This is a genomic window from Brevibacillus humidisoli, assembly GCF_020923435.1.
GTDB classification, from domain to species: domain Bacteria; phylum Bacillota; class Bacilli; order Brevibacillales; family Brevibacillaceae; genus Brevibacillus_E; species Brevibacillus_E humidisoli.
In genome coordinates, this window is record NZ_CP087263.1 from 2,854,115 (window position 1) to 2,871,557 (window position 17,443).

The window sequence follows — 17,443 nt, forward strand, 5'->3', positions numbered from 1 at the left end:
CATCCGCTATACTAACATGAGCGGATCAGCAACATAAGCGTTTATCTTGGGCATAAAGCGTTTGTCTTGGGCATAAAGCGTTTGTCTTGGAAAAAGGATGCGATTTGGATGGCTAGAAAACCTGGAAAACATCAAAAAGTAAACCCACCCCAAGTCCTGTTGCTCGGCTTTCTTTCGATCATCTTGATTGGAACCGCACTCTTACGCTTGCCGCTGGCAACCGTGGATGGGCAGCCCATCTCCTGGATTGACGCTTTGTTTACAGCTACCTCGGCGGTATGTGTAACAGGACTGGTCGTAGTAGATACCGGCTCCACATTCTCCACGTTTGGTCAAATCGTCATCTTGACGTTGATTCAAATCGGCGGGATCGGGTTTATGACCTTTGCCACGTTTTTTGCCTTTCTCTTGGGCAGACGGATCTCCCTGAAGGATCGTTTGGTCTTGCAGCAGGCCCTCAACCAGAACTCAATCGAAGGGATTGTCCGCCTGGTTTTGCAGATCCTTATTTTTACGGTCGTGATCGAACTGGTTGCGGGGGCGATCCTGGCAGCCCGTTTTGCGATCGACATGCCGCTTGGTCAAGCTATCTATTACGGCATCTTTCACTCCATCGCAAACTTTAACAACGCCGGATTTGATCTGATGGGCGACTTTAACAGCTTTACCCGCTATCCGGAAGATCCGATCATCAGTTTGGTTATAGGATCGCTGATCTTTATCGGCGGCATCGGGTTCCTCGTGATGAGCGAGCTCTACGAATACCGTCATACGCGGCGATTATCCCTGCACACCAAAGTTGTGCTTGCGACGACATCGATCCTGACACTGGTCGGAATGGGGATTATCTTACTGATTGAATGGAACAATCCCAGGTCACTGCAGCCCTTGTCCGTGATGGGCAAGTTTCTGGCTTCCCTCTTTCAGTCGATTACGCCACGTTCAGGCGGCGCCACTACGCTAAATGTAGCTGACTTTCAGCAAGCGACGATTTTCTTGACCATCGTACTCATGTTTATCGGTGCCTCGCCCGGCTCTGCTGGTGGTGGGATCAAAGTGACTACGTTTGCTACCTTGATCGGGGCAGTCTGGTCCCAGATCAAAGGTAGAGAAGACGTCGTTTTCTTTCGCCAGCGCATCTCGCCTGTTTTCATCTACAAATCGCTGACGGTAACCCTGAGCGGTTTGTTTTTCTTAATCGTCGTATCAACGATCCTCTCCTTAACAGAAGGCGATGTCCCGTTTATCGTGATCCTGTTCGAAACGACGTCGGCTTTTGCTACGGTCGGGCTCTCACTCGGACTAACCCCGGATCTGTCGCCGGTCGGACGGGTAATCATCGCAGTAACCATGTTCATTGGACGGATCGGGCCGCTGACCATCGCGATCGCCTTGGCTCAGCGCAGGCAAAAAGAGTACTACCGCTATCCAAAAGGAAAAATTCTGATCGGTTAACCCGCACACCTCATCCCTGGATGTCATGGCCAAGGGATGGGGTGTTCATTTTTGGTTTCTGTTTTCGATCCGCCAGCAGGGCCAATAAGCTGACCGCTGCTCCTACGTATAACGGATCAATGCCGGTATTGGCATACGCAATCGCGGCCCACAGCAAGGCCGTGATCGGTCCTCCCCAGACGGCGATTGTCGCACTGCGGCGGCTCACAGGCTGGAAGCCGAGCAGGTACAGGACCACCGGGAAAAAGACGGTCACACCACGCAGTGTCATCGACAGAAACGCCCAATCCAAAATGTAAGAGTCGGTATGGGAGATAACGAGCCAATAGGCCAAACAAATGAACAGCATGATCAACAGACGGGAGAGCATCACCTGCTGCTGGTCGCTGGAAAAACGGGTCGTGAAGCGCTGGATCACGTCTTGATTGACGATAGTGCCGATGCTTAATACAAGGGCCGCCCCCGTCATGACGACCGAGAGCAGAATTACGGCCATCGCTCCGCCTGTGATCCAGGCTGGTGTATGGAGAACAAAAAACTGCGGGATTGCCTCACGCGGGACAATATCAGGGTGTATATCATGCATGAACAGACCTACCCAGGCACTGATCAGACCAATCAAGATGACCACAATGCCGGCTGTAGTGGAGCCGATACGTGCCGCTGCCACATCTCGTCCAGCAAAGACTGGTTGCAAATAGGCTTGCGTAGAAAAAATACCAATCACCATCGCCATCCCCTGCGCCCAACCGGCGGAGACACCATCGGCAAACAGCGAGAGTCGACCTGCTTCCCACCACACCTGGTACGCGGACAGCGGTAGGCTGCCAAACAGCCAAATGCCCATCCCCAGAAGCAAGCCGAGCAGCATGAAAGTCTTTACTACACCTACGAGACTGGCTCCCATAAACCCGCCAAAAAAAACATAAGTCAGGATTAATAGCGCAGGGACCGCTGCTGCCGCTTCCAGCGGCATCTGCCAAAGGACCGATAGCAGAGGCAAGGCAGCCAGGAGTTGGGCGACTACCTGAATGAAGACCCCTACCGATAAAAACAGACTGGCTCCCAGTCGGGAAGCATCACCGTACAAATGCCCGACAAAAGCGGGCAGTGTCTCTACCCCGACACGACGCAACCGACCGGCAAACAGACCGAGCAGCATCAGCGAGACCCCCCCTCCCAGCGTAAACCAGAGAGCAGTCAACCCGTGACGAAATGCCAGCTCAGCCGTTCCGATAACAGACGTGCCGCCAACAAATCCGCCGACCAACGCTCCCGCCACCATACCGGAGTTTAGAGTGCTTCCTGCATTGGAAAAATCCTTTGCGGAGCGAACGGATCGTTTCGCTGCAACCCCGACGAACACAGTAAGCGCCAACACTGCTGTGAATGGAACAAACAAGTCTCCACCGATCAAACCGTTCCCCCCGATGCTGATGCTTCTGATGAAGCCCTTTCATGAATAGTTTCAGTATAAAAGAAGAATCAATCCAGTTACAAGCTGATTTTCCGTTCTTCAAGTAAAAAGAGACGGCGGCTTTTTACGCCGCCGTCGCCCGGTTCTAGCTAATACCGTTTTTCTTTGATTTTCTTTTTGAAAATTTTCACGTTTGCCTGGTTGGTAGCCAGTGCATTGCCCTCATCCGTTTTTGCCTTCGCCCGTTGGAAAATCTTAATAACAATAAAGGTGTTCTTGCCAACTCTGTACTTTTTTGTTTTCACCAGGTTTCGTTGCATCAACTGCACCTCCCTATACATGTATGTACCATTATAATGACGGAGTAGGTGTTTCTGTAACGACGAATGCACAGGGTGATTCGCTCATTTTTTGGCAAAAAAAACCCTGCCGGAAGTTGGCAGGGGGTAATAGTGTTACCAGTCGAATTTCTTTTTCTTGTGGAAGTCCTTCTTGTGAAAGTCCTTCTTGTGAAAGTCCTTTTTGTGGAAGTCCTTTTTCTTGTGGACCTCTTTTTTGTGAACGGTTTTCTTCTTGAATTTTTTTTCATTTTCACCAAAGGCGGTTGCCTGGTTAATAGCGGCTGCGTTTCCAACTCCGGATTTTGCTGCTGCAAATTGTTTAAATTCTGCCGAGTACTTCCCCTTTTTAAACTTGCGCTTCTGCTTTTTAAACATTAGTTCCCCTCCTTTCACGTGAGGATGCTACATTGTATTGCGAGCTTGTTCCCGATGAAACGACACTTAAACCAGTCGATTTATAACGATTTTAGAGAAAATGAGAAAAACATCCTCCCCCTTGGCCCATTGCCAAGAGAAAGGATGTTTTCCAAACTGCATATTCTATTTCTGTGTCAACTGTTTCAACAGCTCTTCCACTACGTATGCTGTCATCTGCTCCGTACCAACTGCTTGCGTCCTGTCCACCGCAATGTCAGCCGTACGGTGGCCTTTATCCAGCACAGCCCAGACAGCCTGCTCTACGGCATCCGCAGCCTGATCCATCGATAGGGAATGGCGCAGCAATAAGGCAACAGAGAGGAAGGTAGCCAGCGGATTGGCAACGCCTTGACCTGCGATGTCGGGTGCAGAGCCATGTACCGGTTCATACAATCCAAAGCTTCCTTCGCCAAGACTAGCCGAAGCCAGCATACCGATCGAGCCAGTCAACATGGCCGCTTCGTCGCTCAAGATATCGCCAAACATATTCTCCGTCACGATGACGTCAAACTGTTTCGGGGCCCGAACCAGCTGCATCGCGCAGGCATCAACCAGCATGTGGGTCATCTCCACATCTGGATAATCTTTGGCCACACGTTCGGCTACACCGCGCCATAAGCGGGAACTCTCCAATACATTCGCCTTGTCAACCGAGCAGAGGCGTTTGTCCCGCTTGCGGGCGATCTCAAACGACATCCGAATGATCCGCTCGATTTCTGCCTCATTGTAGATGAGCTGATCTTCCGCTACCTCTACCCCGTCTTGGGTATACCGCTTTTTCTCACCAAAGTAAATCCCGCCGGTGAGCTCACGAACCACCATCAGATCAACGCCGGCAACCACTTCCGGCTTCAGAGAAGAGGCATCGACCAGACTGGGATGCATGGTAGCCGGACGGAGATTGGCAAACAAGCCGAGTCCTTTGCGAATGCCTAGCAGACCTGCTTCCGGACGGAGATGCCCGGGATTCTGGTCCCATTTTGGACCGCCAACCGCTCCCAATAATACGGCATCTGCCTCTTTTGCGATCCGCAGCGTCTCTTCCGGCAGCGGTGTACCGTCTTCATCAATCGCGCATCCTCCGATGCGTCCGTATGCGTAGGTAAACGTGACGCCGGTTTGTTCCGACACCTGGGTAAGCACTTTTACCGCAGCATCCACAATTTCCGGTCCAATCCCGTCACCAGGCAAAATGGCAATGTTATATGATTTCTTCATATGCAAATGTTCCCCGTTCTTTCCATATTTCCATGCTTCTCGAGGGTTGGATCACCCTATCGATCCGATTCCTGTGATTGTGGATTTTCGATCAAGATCGATGGGACCGCTCACGTGGCGAGCGGTCCGAACAGATTCTCCTTACTGTGCACTGCCGACCAGCACTTCTCCGCGGCGTTCAATTAGTTTGTTGATCGCACGTACGTAGGCTAGCGCGCTTGCTTCTAGCACATCGGTACTTACACCGCGTCCCTGCACGGTTATCTCCCCTTGCTGGAGGCGGACAAACACTTCACCCAGTGCATCTTTGCCATGTGTAACCGAAACGATCTTGTAGTCGGCCAGCGTCACCTCTTCGCCTGTAGCACGGTCGATCGCCTTGTAGATCGAGTCCACAGATCCGTTGCCGCATGCCGCCTCTTCCGCGACCGTCCCATCTTGACGGATCAGGCGGACGCTGGCTGTCGGCATCGACAGGTTGCCGTAGGAGAGCTGTACCGATTCCAGCTTGTATGCCTCGGCGACGGCCATCATTTTTGTATCGATCAGTGCGATGATGTCATCATCACTGACTTCTTTTTTCTTGTCGCACAATTCCTTGAACGAAGCAAAAGCGACGTCGATCTCTTCCGGCTGCAGGTGATAGCCCAGTTCCGCCAGTTTGTCTTTAAAGGCATGACGGCCGGAATGCTTGCCAAGCACCAGACGGTTGGACTTGAACCCAACTGTCTCGGGACGGATGATCTCGTAGGTGGTAACCTCTTTCAGCACACCGTCCTGATGGATGCCAGACTCGTGGGCAAAGGCATTTGCTCCGACGACAGCCTTATTTCCCGGGACGATCATGCCGGTGAGACGGCTGATTAACTGACTGGTCCGAGCGATCTCCTTCAAGTTGAGATTGGTTTTGGCCTGGTAGTAGTCCTGTCTCGTCTCGAGTGCCAGAGCTACTTCTTCCAAAGCTGCGTTCCCGGCACGTTCGCCAATGCCGTTAATCGTCCCTTCGACTTGCGTAGCCCCACCCTCGATCGCGGCCAGGCTGTTGGCGACGGCCATACCCAAATCATCATGGCAGTGACAGCTCAGCTTGATTCTTTCGATTCCGTTTACGCGCTGAGTCAGTTCGCGGAAGATGTTGCCGTATTCGTGCGGTGTCATGTATCCTACCGTATCGGGAATGTTGACAATCGTAGCACCAGCATCTATGGCGGCCTGAACCACTTCTGCCAGGAACGGGATCTCCGTACGACCGGCATCCTCGGCAGAGAATTCTACTTCCTGGACGTATTTCTTGGCATGGCGTACCGCTGCTACCGCTCGCTCGATCACTTCTTCCTTGCTCATCCGCAGTTTGTACTGACGGTGAATCGGAGAAGTCGCAATAAACACGTGGATACACGGATTGGCAGCATGACGCAGCGCTTCGTACGCTTTGTCGATATCGTTTGGCACGGATCGGGCCAGACTGACTACCGTTGCCTGCTTGACGCGGCGGGCCACTTCTGCCACGGACTGCAGATCACCGGGGGAGGCAGCGGCAAAGCCAGCCTCAATCCGCGACACACCCAACTTTTCCAGTTGTAGGGCGATCTCTACCTTTTCATTCGTGCTCAAGTTTACCCCGGGAGACTGTTCACCATCACGCAGCGTGGTGTCAAAAATCTCGATCGTGCGCATCTCGCTTTTCCTCCTCCTCCGTGATCCTCTCTATTTGGTGGCCGAACGAAGTGATAAGTGGTTCGGCATCTTCGCAATCGATCTTATTTGTTCAACCAAGACATCATTTCGCGAAGTTTGCCACCCACTTGCTCAATGCCGTGTTCGGCTTCAATGCGGCGGCGTGCGTTAAAGGCAGCGCGGTTCGATTGGTTTTCCAAGATCCAGTTGCGGGCAAAGGTACCATCTTGAATCTCTGCCAGCACTTTTTTCATCTCTTTGCGCGTCTCTTCATTCACGATGCGCTTCCCTGTGCTGTAATCACCGAATTCAGCGGTGTCACTGATGGAGTAGCGCATCCGGGCGAGGCCGCCTTCATACATCAGGTCAACGATCAGCTTCAGCTCATGCAGACACTCGAAGTAGGCGATCTCTGGACGATACCCCGCTTCTACCAGTGTGTCAAAACCTGCTTTGACCAATTCAGAGACCCCACCGCAAAGCACTGCCTGCTCACCAAACAGATCCGTTTCTGTCTCTTCGCGGAAGGTGGTCTCAATCACACCTGCACGGGTTGCACCGATTCCGCTGGCATAGGCAAGGCCGAGATCCTTGGCATTGCCGGTATTGTCCTGATGGACAGCGAGCAGTCCCGGAACACCAAACCCTTCGGTGTAGACACGGCGAACCAGATGTCCTGGTCCTTTCGGTGCCACCATGACGACATCTACATCATCTGGAGGAACGATTTGGCCAAAGTGAATGTTAAAACCATGGGAGAAGAAAAGGGCAGAGCCGGGTTTCAGATTTGGTGCGATCTCCTCATTGTATACTTGAGCCTGCCGCTCATCCGGCATCAAAATCTGGATCACATCAGCGCGTTTGGTTGCTTCTGCTACGGTATACACCTCAAAGCCGTCTTTTTCAGCCTGCTCCCACGATTTACCGCGGCGCAGCCCGATGATGACCTGATAGCCGCTGTCTCGCAAGTTTTGCGCCTGTGCATGTCCCTGGCTGCCATAACCAACGACGGCGATCGTTTTGTCCTGTAGGGCAGCTTTGTTCACATCAGATTCGTAGTACATTTTTACCATGGGAATTCCTCCTTGAAATGCGTATCGATTTTGTATTCGTATATGGTAGAAGAAACGTGTTACCTGCCTCTTATACCGCAGCCGCAGCGGGAACGATGCTGCGAGCCATGGCGATCGAGCCTGTTCGGGTCAGCTCGCGAACCCCGTATGGTTCGAGCAGAACCAGCAGGGCGTCGATTTTTTCCGAGTCGCCCGTCACCTGGATGATCAGAGACGATGGACCGATGTCGACGATGGAAGCGCGAAACGGCTCTACAATCCCATTCAGCTCGACCAGTTGGCTTGGCGCGGCATTTACCTTGATCAGCGCAAGCTCGCGCGTAACCATCGGATCCTTGCTCAAGTGGGTGACGGAGATCACATCAATCAGTTTGCTTAGCTGTTTGATCAATTGATCCAAATGCTGTTCATCCCCGCCGGTGGTAATAATCATCCGCGAAAGTCCTTTTTCCTCGGATGCACCGACAGTGATGCTGTCAATATTGAAACCACGCTGACCGAAAAGATTGGCGACGCGGGTGAGAACACCGGGTTCATCGTTTACGAGTACAGCTATTGTGTGACGTTCCATCGATTATTCATCCCCCATAACCATTTGATCCAAGGTATTGCCGGCGGCTACCATCGGATAAACGTTTTCCTCGGCCGTGACCTGGAAGTCAATCACTACCGGACCGTCGTGTGCAAGCGCCTCTTTCCAGACGGCTTGCGCCTCCTCTGGAGTGGCGGCACGCATCCCTTTCACGCCGTAGGCTTCGGCCAGTTTGACAAAATCCGGACTGCAGCTAAGATCGATCTGGCTGTAGCGGTTGTCGTAGAACAGCTCCTGCCATTGGCGAACCATTCCTAGGCATCTGTTATTGATGATGACTACCTTGACCGGGATATTGTACTGCTTGAGAATGGCCAGTTCCTGATTGGTCATCTGGAAACCGCCATCCCCTACGACGGAGATCACCGTGCGGTCAGGGTGGGCCAGTTGGGCGCCGATCGCAGCCGGAAACCCGAAGCCCATCGTGCCCAGACCACCGGATGAGACGAGTGAGCGGGTCCGCTTAAACTTGTAGTACTGTGCCACCCACATCTGATGCTGACCGACATCGGTCGTGACAATCGCTTCTCCGTTCGTCGTTTCATACAGCATTTCGATAACTTCCTGCGGCTTGAGCTCCCCGTCTGTTTTTTTGTATTGGTACGGATGAGCCTGCTGCCAAGATTTGATCTGTGCCAACCAATCTGTTGTATCGCACTCCTGAGCCAGCGGCAGCGATTTGATCAGTGTACTTTTCACATCGCCGGCAACTGCAACCATCGTGGCCACATTTTTGCCTAGTTCGGCAGGGTCGATGTCGATGTGCACGATCTTGGCATTTGGAGCGAACTCCTTGGTGCGACCCATCGTGATGCGGTCATCAAAGCGGGCTCCGATGCCGATCACACAATCTGCGTTCAGCAGTGCCTGGTTGGCTGCGTAGCTGCCGTGCATGCCGGGCATGTTGAGCGCCAATTCATGTACGCCGGGAAAACCGCCAAGACCCATAAAGGTATTGATCACCGGGATACGTGTCTTTTCGGCAAAAGCGAGCAGTTCGCTGTCGGCACCGGATGCGATCACACCACCGCCTGCCAGGATGACCGGTTTTTTCGCTGTGTGGATCGCCCCCAGAAACTTTTGTACTTCTTCGTCTGTCGGGACCCTGGTTGGCTCGTAGCCGCGCACTTCCACCTTATCTGGATAGTAGAAAGGCGCTTTTGCGTTGCTCACGTCTTTCGGAATATCGATCAGCACAGGTCCTGGTCGGCCTGTTGTGGCAATGTAAAAGGCCTCTTTCACAATTCTCGGCAGATCGCGAATGTCACGCACCATGTAGTTGTGCTTGGTAATCGGCAGGGTGATACCAGTAATGTTCGCTTCCTGGAACGCATCGGTACCGATCAGATTCTGCGCGACGTTGCCCGTGATGCAGACGAGCGGAATCGAATCCATCTGGGCCGTGGCAATACCGGTGACCAGATTGGTCGCACCCGGACCGGAAGTGGCGATTACTACACCTGGCTTGCCGGTGGCTCGGGCATACCCGTCAGCCGCGTGGATGGCTCCTTGTTCGTGGCGGGTGAGGATGTGTTTCAGGTAGCTGCTGTAAAGCGAGTCGTAGATGGGTAATACCGCACCGCCCGGATAGCCAAACACGTACTCCACCTGTTCCAAAATCAGACAGCGCAATAGTGCCTCCGCACCGGTCAACTCTTCCCCAAAACCGATATCCGGCGCACTTTTTCTGTTTGTCAACTCGGCGGCTTCCACACTCATGTTTTTTCCTCCTCCATCTCCTATTTGTTCCTATTAAAAATGAAAAACCTTTCACCCCGACACGATGTTGTCATGTCTGATTGGGGCGAAAGGATTCGCGGTACCACCCAAATTTATCGGTGCCTTGCGGCGACCGACCTCTTGCAGCCGTCTACATATAGAGTGACGATTGCGACACGCTAACGGGTGTCAGGCGGCCTTGCCTACTCTCCACCCTGTGATGGATGGATTTCAGCAGGCGGCTCAGAGGTGAGCTGTCAGACGCGTTCCTACCCGTTCTCATCGCCCCGGGCTCTCTGTGAAAGAAGAGGCGTCTAACGTTGTCCTCATCAACGCCAGTGTGTTCATACACGTTTTGTTAAATTAATCTAAAAATTTGAAAACTTGTAATGTAGTCAGAAAATAAATCAACAAGTTATGACTGATTATAGCTAGGCGGATAAGGGGTGTCAATCACTTCAAATTATTTTTACTGAACTTTTGTCCGATCAAACGTTCAGCCAGATCCGGATCCCAAAGATGCGTCACGCATGTAAGCGCATTCAGATAAATCAAAAAAAATATCCACTCACGAATTCCCCCGACGCCTCTGTCCAAAGGCATCTTTTCCGTGAGCGGATGATCAATTGGTTTAAACACACAAGATATTCGTCTTCCATGATTTTGATCCTGAGACGGCGGTATAATCAGGAAGTGACCGGTTTTTTTTCGGAAAGACCGCGAATCAGTACTCGGGCCACTTCCGGACGAGTAAACTCCGGCGGCGGCGTCTGTCCGTCCCGCAAAAGCTGACGCACTTTCGTTCCGGAGAGGGTAAGATGTTCTTCTTTGTCATGCGGACAGGTTTTGCTGGTTGCCATGCTGCCGCACTTTCGGCAGTAGAAGCTGTGCTCAAAGAATAGCAGCTCGATCCCTAGCTCATCCCTGCTGAACTCGGAAAAGATGTGTTGGGCGTCGTACGTCCCATAGTAATCCCCCACTCCCGCATGGTCGCGACCTACGATGAAATGGGTGCAACCGTAGTTTTTGCGAACCATGGCATGGAACACCGCTTCCCGCGGGCCCGCATAGCGCATCGCAGCTGGAAAGGCACCGAGAAACACACGGTTTGGCGGATAATAGTTTTCCAGCAGGACGAGGTAGCTCTCCATCCGTACATGGGCTGGTACATCATCCGATTTGGTCTCTCCGACGAGCGGATTGAGAAACAATCCGTCAACCATCTCCAGTGCTGATTTTTGAATGTACTCATGTGCGCGATGTACCGGGTTTCGCGTCTGAAAGCCAACTACTGTTCTCCAGGCGCGCTCCCTGAAGATTTCCCGGGTCTCAGACGGAGTAAAGTAGTACTCTGGGAACAGGCGGGGCACAGGACGATGCAGGACATCGATCGGACCTCCCAGATACAGAGGGGGACGTTCGTACAACCTGTTCACCCCGGGATGGCGCTGCTCTGCTGTTCGATAGACGTGCAGCGCCTCTTTCTGTTTGTCAGGACGGTACATGCTCTCCACTGTGAGAACCGCATAGTCAACTCCGTCCTCGCCGCGAAGCAGAACTTTCTCACCCGGCTTCAGATCTTGGTACTGTTCATCCACTGCCAGCGTAACCGGAATCGTCCAAACCGTCCCATCGGCCAGGTGCATCGTCTCTACGACGGAGTCGTAATCTTGTTCGTTCAGGAATCCGGTCAGCGGTGAAAAGGCACCAACCGCGATGCAATCGATGTCAGACACGACCCACTTGTCAACCGTGATCGTCCGCAGATGTTTGGCCAATTGCCTGGTTTCATCAAGTGCTGGGCCAAACAGCAAGCGATTCACCAGTGTTCCCCCATGTGGCAGGTTTTCGTACGTCATCTATCTTCTCCTCCTCGCATCGTCTACTTGTGCAAGCCGCACTCTGTCTTGGCAAACCCGGACCATCGGCCTGCTCGTGGATCTTCACCTGGCTTCACCTGCCGTGTGCATACGTCACAGCCTATGCTGGGGTAATACTGATCGTGCAATGGGTTGTACGGTACATCGTTGGCTCGAATATAAGACCAGACATCCTCGTATGTCCAAGAGGCAAGCGGGTTAAACTTGACCAGTTGAAACTTGTTATCCCACTCGATTTTTTGTGCGTTTGCCCGTGTGGGTGCCTGATCGCGTCGAATGCCGGTAATCCACGCCCGATAGCGCGAGAGGATCTCAGTAAGCGGCTCTACCTTGCGAATCTGACAGCACTGGTTGGGATCCCGCTTCCAGAGTTCGTCGCCATACTGGTTCGCTTGTTCCTCCAGAGTCAATTTGGGCAGAACCTGAATAAACCGCTTGCCATACCGCTCGGCCAACCGATCTCGCGTCTCGTATGTTTCGCTAAAGTGCTTATTGGTGTCCAAGTAGAAGACCGATGTTTGCGGTGCCACTTTATGAAGCATATCGATCAGCACCACGTCCTCTGAGCCGAAGCTTGAGGCGAGTACAATCTGGTCACCGAAGGTCTCGACGGCCCACGCCAATATTTCCTCGGGTCGCTTGTGCTCCAGCCGATACGCCCAAAGTGTGATCTCCTCTTTGGATAATGTACTTACATGACTACTCATCCCAACTTCCCTCCTTGTGAGACCTCGCTTATCATCTTATGAGAGCAGCTTGGTGAAGGATACTTGCCTAACCCAAGTCACTACACCTCGCCAATTCCGATTTTTTATATCGGATTAATGTTATTTATTTCCCATATTAGTCGCCCTCCCTACCTTTGTCAACTCTGTTTACACTCCTTTAGCGAAAAGGAAAACTGGGTATTGACCGTACAGAGAGGCAGTCGTATACTTAAACCTAACTATTCCTACGTAATTAATTGGTTTTGTGGAGGAGGCTGGAAGGAATGTCTGAACAGCAGATTCGTCCCTGGGAAACAGATCGGGACAAGTTGAACAAACTGGAATTGGTAAAGCTGGAACGTGACGGACTAGATATCATCGACAAGATCAGGAAGCTTGCCCATCAGGGTTACGGAGCATTTAGCGAGGAGGATTTGAGCTTTTTTAAATGGGCCGGCATCTATGAACAACGTCCCAAAGGGAACGGACTGTTCATGATGCGGGTCCGGATTCCCTCGGGTGTATTGAACAAAGAACAGGCCCGTGCGCTGGCTGCGATCAGTCGCGATTACGGCAGGGATCTGGTGGATGTCACCACGCGGCAGGCTGTACAGTTTCACTGGCTGCCAACAGAGTGCCTGCCTGATGTGTTTGACCGTCTGGAAGCGGTCGGACTCTTCTCTTATCAAGCTTGTGGTGATGTCCCGCGAACGATTGTCGGCAATCCGCTGGCAGGCATCGATCCCGATGAACTGATCGATACCAGACCGATCGTGCGTGAATTGGAACAGCATTTTCTGTTAAATCGGGAATATTCCAACCTGCCGCGCAAGTATAAGACGTCTGTTTCGTCCAATATCTACAATACCGGTCACGCAGAAATCAACGATCTAGCCTTTACCCCAGCCTCAAAAGAGATAGAGGGAGAAGAAGTGATCGGGTTTCACGTCTGGGTGGGCGGCGGCCTCTCGGCAAAGCCGTATCTGGCCCAACAGCTTGATCTGTTCGTTCGTCCCGAAGAAGTGGTCAAGGTAGCCTCCGGCGTAACCACGATATTCCGCGATTATGGATACCGGGAAAAGCGCCACCACGCCCGACTCAAGTTCCTGGTGGCAGACTGGGGAGCTGAGAAGTTTCTGGAAAAGCTGATCGAACGGATCGGCCCGATGCCAAAAAAAGGAACAGATCGGACGGTAGGCTGGAATGCCGGCTACTTTACCGGAGTCCATAAACAGAAGCAGCCGGGACTAAATTACGTCGGCCTGCTGCTCCCTGTCGGCCGTATTTCGGCGGACGATCTGGATGAACTGGCTCGTCTTGCCGAACAGTACGGCAACGGCGAGCTGCGCACCTGCAACTCGCAAAATATCCTGATCCCAAACGTGCCGGACGAAAAGCTGGACGGTCTGTTGACGGAACCGCTGCTGGATAAACTGACCCCAAACCCCCGCACGTTTATCGGTCACGCCGTCTCCTGTACCGGGATCGAATACTGCAATCTGGCAATCGTAGAGACAAAGGCACGAATGCTCGCCATCGCCAACTGGCTGGACGAGAACGTAGAGCTAGATACGCCGATCCGCCTGCACATCAACGGCTGCCCCAACTCCTGCGGACAACAGCAGATTGCCGATATCGGCCTGCAAGGCGCAAAGGTCAAGACGGAACAGGGGATGATTGAGGCATTTGACATTCATGTTGGCGGCAGTCTGGGGCCCGATCCTGCCTTCAATAAACGGCTGAAAGGCCGGATTCCCGCCGAACGCGTGGCCCCGGTCATCGCTCATCTGATCGAGTACTATAAAGCCAACCGACAGCCGGATGAGAAGTTTCATCAGTTCGTCCGCCGGGTTGGCCACGAGGTGCTGCAGACCCAGCTTGATCAGATTCTGGCAACGACAGCATAGCGGGAAGCGGGAAGCGGGAAGCGAGAATAGCGAAAGGAAGGGTCACATGTTTCTCTACAAACTGGAAGTGATCACCCAATCAGCCGGTCCTTTTGTAGCGGTGGTGCTTGCTGACTCGGATGAAAAGGCCTTTTCCTACGCGGAAAGCCAGCTTAACCGACAGCATCTCATCCCGCCGACCATACAGGAAATCTCGTTGGTGGAAAAAAAACGCGTGGAGAAGGGCAAGGGATACGTCATCCAAACGACGGATCTCTGAACATCTGCGTAGAAAGTACATCGTGAGTCATGATCGCAAAAGAGAAAGACCGTCAGGGGTAAGTCCAAGTCACCCTGACGGTCTTTTGTTTTGCCCGCGTACGTCCGAAATCTTGTACTCATTTGTGAAAGTGGTCGACCGCTCACCAGTTGCCGCACGACTTGCTCGAGGTATTGTTCGCCGATGCATAACGGGCAGTAGCAGCCAGTGCCTGCTCCAGGTCAGCAATCAGATCGTCTACATCCTCCAGGCCAACCGACAGTCGCAACAGGCCATCGGTAATGCCTCGCTGTCTCCGCTCCTCTGGCGGCATGGAGGCGTGCGACATCTGTGCCGGATAAGAGAGAATACTCTCTACCGCTCCCAGACTGACTGCGACCAACGGCAGCTTCACCGCGTCGAGCAGAATCTTAACCCGCTCTCTGCTGCCCAGATCGAACGAAAGAACCGCTCCGTGCCCGGAGGCTTGGCGGGTTTGCAGGTAATGCCCCTGATGTTCGGGCAATCCGGTATAGTATACACGATCCACAAGCGGGTGAGCATCGAGCCAACGAGCGATAGCAGCGGCACTCTGTGAACTGACATCCAGCCGCGTCTTCAACGTCTTCAATCCGCGCATGACCAACCAGCAATCCTGGACTCCGAGAATGGATCCAAAACCGTTCTGGATGGCGTAAAGCTGTTTGCCCAATCGCTCATCACGTGTTGCCACCAAACCAGCCACTACGTCGCTGTGACCGCCGATAAACTTGGTCGCGCTGTGAACCACGATATCTGCCCCCAACTCCAGCGGGCGCTGGTAATACGGGGTTAAGAATGTATTGTCCACAATGGTCAGCAATCCCTTATCGCGTGCCAGACTGCACAGCAGTGCGAGATCGGTTACCTTGAGCGTCGGATTGGACGGTGTTTCCAGGTAGAGTCCCCGAGTGTTGGACTGAATCGCCGCCTGGACGGCCTCCGGGTCCGTCGTATCAACAAACGTGACCTGCACCCCGAGCCGAGAGAGTATATTGGTCAGCACACGATAGGTCCCGCCGTATACATCTTCAGCCACAACCAGGTGATCACCGGCAGAGAAAAGTAAAAACACACTGGATACCGCCGCCATCCCAGATGCAAAAGCAAAGCCGTACTTCCCCCCCTCCAGATGGGCAATCATCTCCTCCAGCGCCTGGCGTGTGGGATTGCCGGAACGGGCGTAGTCATACTCGCCCGGCTGATCGATATCAAACTGATGAAAGGTGGAAGCCTGATAGATCGGGATGCTGGAAGCCCCGGTCACTCTGTCGATGCTGCTGGTGCCATGCAGTACTCGAGTCGCAAAGTTCATCATCCCCGCCCTCCTCCTGTTTGAAGTGCTTTGTCCAGCGCCTGCTGCAGGTCAGCAATCAGATCGTCAGTATGTTCGATCCCGATCGAGAGGCGGAGCAGCCGATCGCAGACGCCCACCTTTTCTCGAACCTCGACCGGGATATCGGCATGTGTCTGGGTAGCCGGGTACGTACAGAGCGACTCCACGCCCCCCAGACTCTCCGCAAACGAGATCAACTGCAGTTCCTGCAAAAAAGCGGCAACCATCACTGGCTGTCGGATGCGGAAGGATACCATGCCGCCAAATCCGGAAGCCTGCCGGCTCTGTACTTGATGCCCTTCATGCTCGGGTAGTCCGGTATAAAACACCTCCGTCACCGCCGGATGATTTTTCAGAAAGCGGGCAACGTTATAGGCATTTTGCTGATGCCGCTCCATGCGCAGCGCCAGCGTCTTCATCCCGCGGATCAACAACCAGCAGTCCTGGGGACCAAGCACAGCCCCGATCGAGTTGTGCAAAAAGCGCATCCGCTCAGACAATTCGCCCCCTTTGGTGACAATCAATCCAGCAATCACATCATTGTGACCGCCCAAGTATTTGGTAGCGCTGTGAATCACAATGTCCGCTCCCAGTTCCAACGGCCGCTGATAGTAAGGGGATAAAAACGTATTGTCAACAATCAGCAGCAGATCAAACTCCCAAGCGATCTCAGCCATGGCGGCGAGATCGGTCACCTGCATCAGCGGGTTGGTTGGGGTCTCCACGAGAATGGCTTTGGTCTCTCGACGGATCGCCTCTCTCACCAACACCGGGTCGCGCAGATCGACATAATCAAACGACAAGCCAAAACGTGTTAGTACCTGTTCAAACAAGCGATACGTGCCGCCGTACAAATCAAGCGATACCACCAAGTGATCGCCTTGTGAAAAAATACCCATGACCGTCTGAATCGCAGCCATGCCGGAGGCGCAGGCAAATCCGTCATCCCCGCCTTCCAGTGAAGCGATCGCCTGTTCCAACACATCACGTGTGGGATTAGCTGTCCGGGTGTAATCGTACCCCGTGCTTTCCCCCAGTGCCGGATGGCGATACGCCGTCGATTGATAGACAGGATAGCTGATTGCTCCTGTCGTCTTGTCACGTCCTACCCCAATCTGCACCAGTCTGGTCTCCACTTTCATGTGTGATCTCCTCTCTGCCTATACTTTCTATCTCTCCGTCAACGCTTGATGATTTGAACAAAAGAAAAAGCCTACTTCTGAGCGAAGAAGGCTTTTCATACGTATGTACGTAAGCATTCCTTCTCATCTCTCAGAGAAAATCTCTGCAGGAATTAGCACCGTATTCTCCCAATCGAATGGGAGTCGGTTGCCGGGCGTCATAGGGCCAGTCCCTCAGCCGCTCTTGATAAGAAGATCCTATGCAATTTGTTGAACCTATCGTAGCGTACATTCCCTTGGTTGTCA

15 protein-coding genes and 1 riboswitch are annotated in these 17,443 nt (G+C 52.9%); of the genes, 3 read left to right on the top strand and 12 right to left on the bottom strand.

Annotation, left to right across the window (positions count from 1 at the left end; genetic code table 11):
* Positions 1-108 precede the first annotated feature (108 nt).
* Positions 109-1,455, top strand: coding sequence for a TrkH family potassium uptake protein (locus tag LOK74_RS14085; protein WP_230042665.1), 1,347 nt, complete (start codon positions 109-111; stop codon positions 1,453-1,455).
* A gap of 10 nt (positions 1,456-1,465) precedes the next feature.
* On the opposite strand, the gene LOK74_RS14090 is transcribed toward LOK74_RS14085, so the two are convergent.
* The 10 genes from LOK74_RS14090 to LOK74_RS14135 form a co-directional block, all read right to left on the bottom strand.
* Complete coding sequence (locus LOK74_RS14090) at positions 1,466-2,872, bottom strand: sodium:solute symporter family protein (RefSeq protein WP_230042666.1); 1,407 nt, start codon at positions 2,870-2,872, stop codon at positions 1,466-1,468.
* Positions 2,873-3,021: 149 nt separating this feature from the next.
* The gene (locus LOK74_RS14095) at positions 3,022-3,192 is read right to left on the bottom strand and encodes a hypothetical protein (RefSeq protein WP_230042667.1); all 171 of its coding nucleotides are present in this window, start codon (positions 3,190-3,192) and stop codon (positions 3,022-3,024) included.
* A gap of 135 nt (positions 3,193-3,327) precedes the next feature.
* Positions 3,328-3,588, bottom strand: a complete 261-nt coding sequence (locus LOK74_RS14100; protein WP_230042668.1) for a hypothetical protein — start codon at positions 3,586-3,588, stop codon at positions 3,328-3,330.
* A gap of 165 nt (positions 3,589-3,753) precedes the next feature.
* Positions 3,754-4,848: a 3-isopropylmalate dehydrogenase gene (gene leuB, locus LOK74_RS14105; RefSeq protein WP_230042669.1), complete on the bottom strand. Its 1,095-nt coding sequence runs from the start codon at positions 4,846-4,848 to the stop codon at positions 3,754-3,756.
* 141 nt (positions 4,849-4,989) lie between these two features.
* The gene (locus LOK74_RS14110; RefSeq protein ID WP_230042670.1) at positions 4,990-6,525 is read right to left on the bottom strand and encodes a 2-isopropylmalate synthase; all 1,536 of its coding nucleotides are present in this window, start codon (positions 6,523-6,525) and stop codon (positions 4,990-4,992) included.
* A gap of 83 nt (positions 6,526-6,608) precedes the next feature.
* A complete protein-coding gene (gene ilvC / locus LOK74_RS14115) occupies positions 6,609-7,598 on the bottom strand; it encodes a ketol-acid reductoisomerase (protein WP_230042671.1) in 990 nt (329 codons plus the stop codon).
* A 70-nt stretch (positions 7,599-7,668) separates the two neighbouring features.
* Positions 7,669-8,169: an acetolactate synthase small subunit gene (gene ilvN / locus LOK74_RS14120; RefSeq protein WP_230042672.1), complete on the bottom strand. Its 501-nt coding sequence runs from the start codon at positions 8,167-8,169 to the stop codon at positions 7,669-7,671.
* A 3-nt stretch (positions 8,170-8,172) separates the two neighbouring features.
* Positions 8,173-9,909 carry a biosynthetic-type acetolactate synthase large subunit gene (gene ilvB, locus LOK74_RS14125; protein WP_230042673.1) on the bottom strand — a complete coding sequence of 579 codons (1,737 nt, stop codon included), beginning with the start codon at positions 9,907-9,909 and terminating at the stop codon, positions 8,173-8,175.
* 686 nt (positions 9,910-10,595) lie between these two features.
* Positions 10,596-11,768 carry a sulfate adenylyltransferase gene (gene sat / locus LOK74_RS14130; RefSeq protein ID WP_230042674.1) on the bottom strand — a complete coding sequence of 391 codons (1,173 nt, stop codon included), beginning with the start codon at positions 11,766-11,768 and terminating at the stop codon, positions 10,596-10,598.
* A 23-nt stretch (positions 11,769-11,791) separates the two neighbouring features.
* The gene (locus tag LOK74_RS14135) at positions 11,792-12,496 is read right to left on the bottom strand and encodes a phosphoadenylyl-sulfate reductase (protein WP_230042675.1); all 705 of its coding nucleotides are present in this window, start codon (positions 12,494-12,496) and stop codon (positions 11,792-11,794) included.
* Positions 12,497-12,780: 284 nt separating this feature from the next.
* On the opposite strand from LOK74_RS14135, the gene LOK74_RS14140 reads away from it, so the two are divergent.
* Entirely contained in the window at positions 12,781-14,403 is a 1,623-nt protein-coding gene (locus tag LOK74_RS14140; protein ID WP_230042676.1) for a nitrite/sulfite reductase, read from the top strand.
* A 46-nt stretch (positions 14,404-14,449) separates the two neighbouring features.
* Entirely contained in the window at positions 14,450-14,662 is a 213-nt protein-coding gene (locus tag LOK74_RS14145) for a DUF3906 family protein (RefSeq protein WP_230042677.1), read from the top strand.
* Positions 14,663-14,804: 142 nt separating this feature from the next.
* Here the strand turns inward: LOK74_RS14145 and LOK74_RS14150 are convergent, their stop codons facing one another.
* Positions 14,805-15,995, bottom strand: a complete 1,191-nt coding sequence (locus LOK74_RS14150) for a trans-sulfuration enzyme family protein (RefSeq protein ID WP_230042678.1) — start codon at positions 15,993-15,995, stop codon at positions 14,805-14,807.
* Entirely contained in the window at positions 15,995-17,158 is a 1,164-nt protein-coding gene (locus LOK74_RS14155) for a PLP-dependent transferase (protein WP_230042679.1), read from the bottom strand. Before LOK74_RS14155 ends, LOK74_RS14150 begins: the two co-directional genes overlap by 1 nt.
* A gap of 120 nt (positions 17,159-17,278) precedes the next feature.
* Positions 17,279-17,391, bottom strand: a riboswitch (SAM riboswitch).
* Positions 17,392-17,443 lie beyond the last annotated feature (52 nt).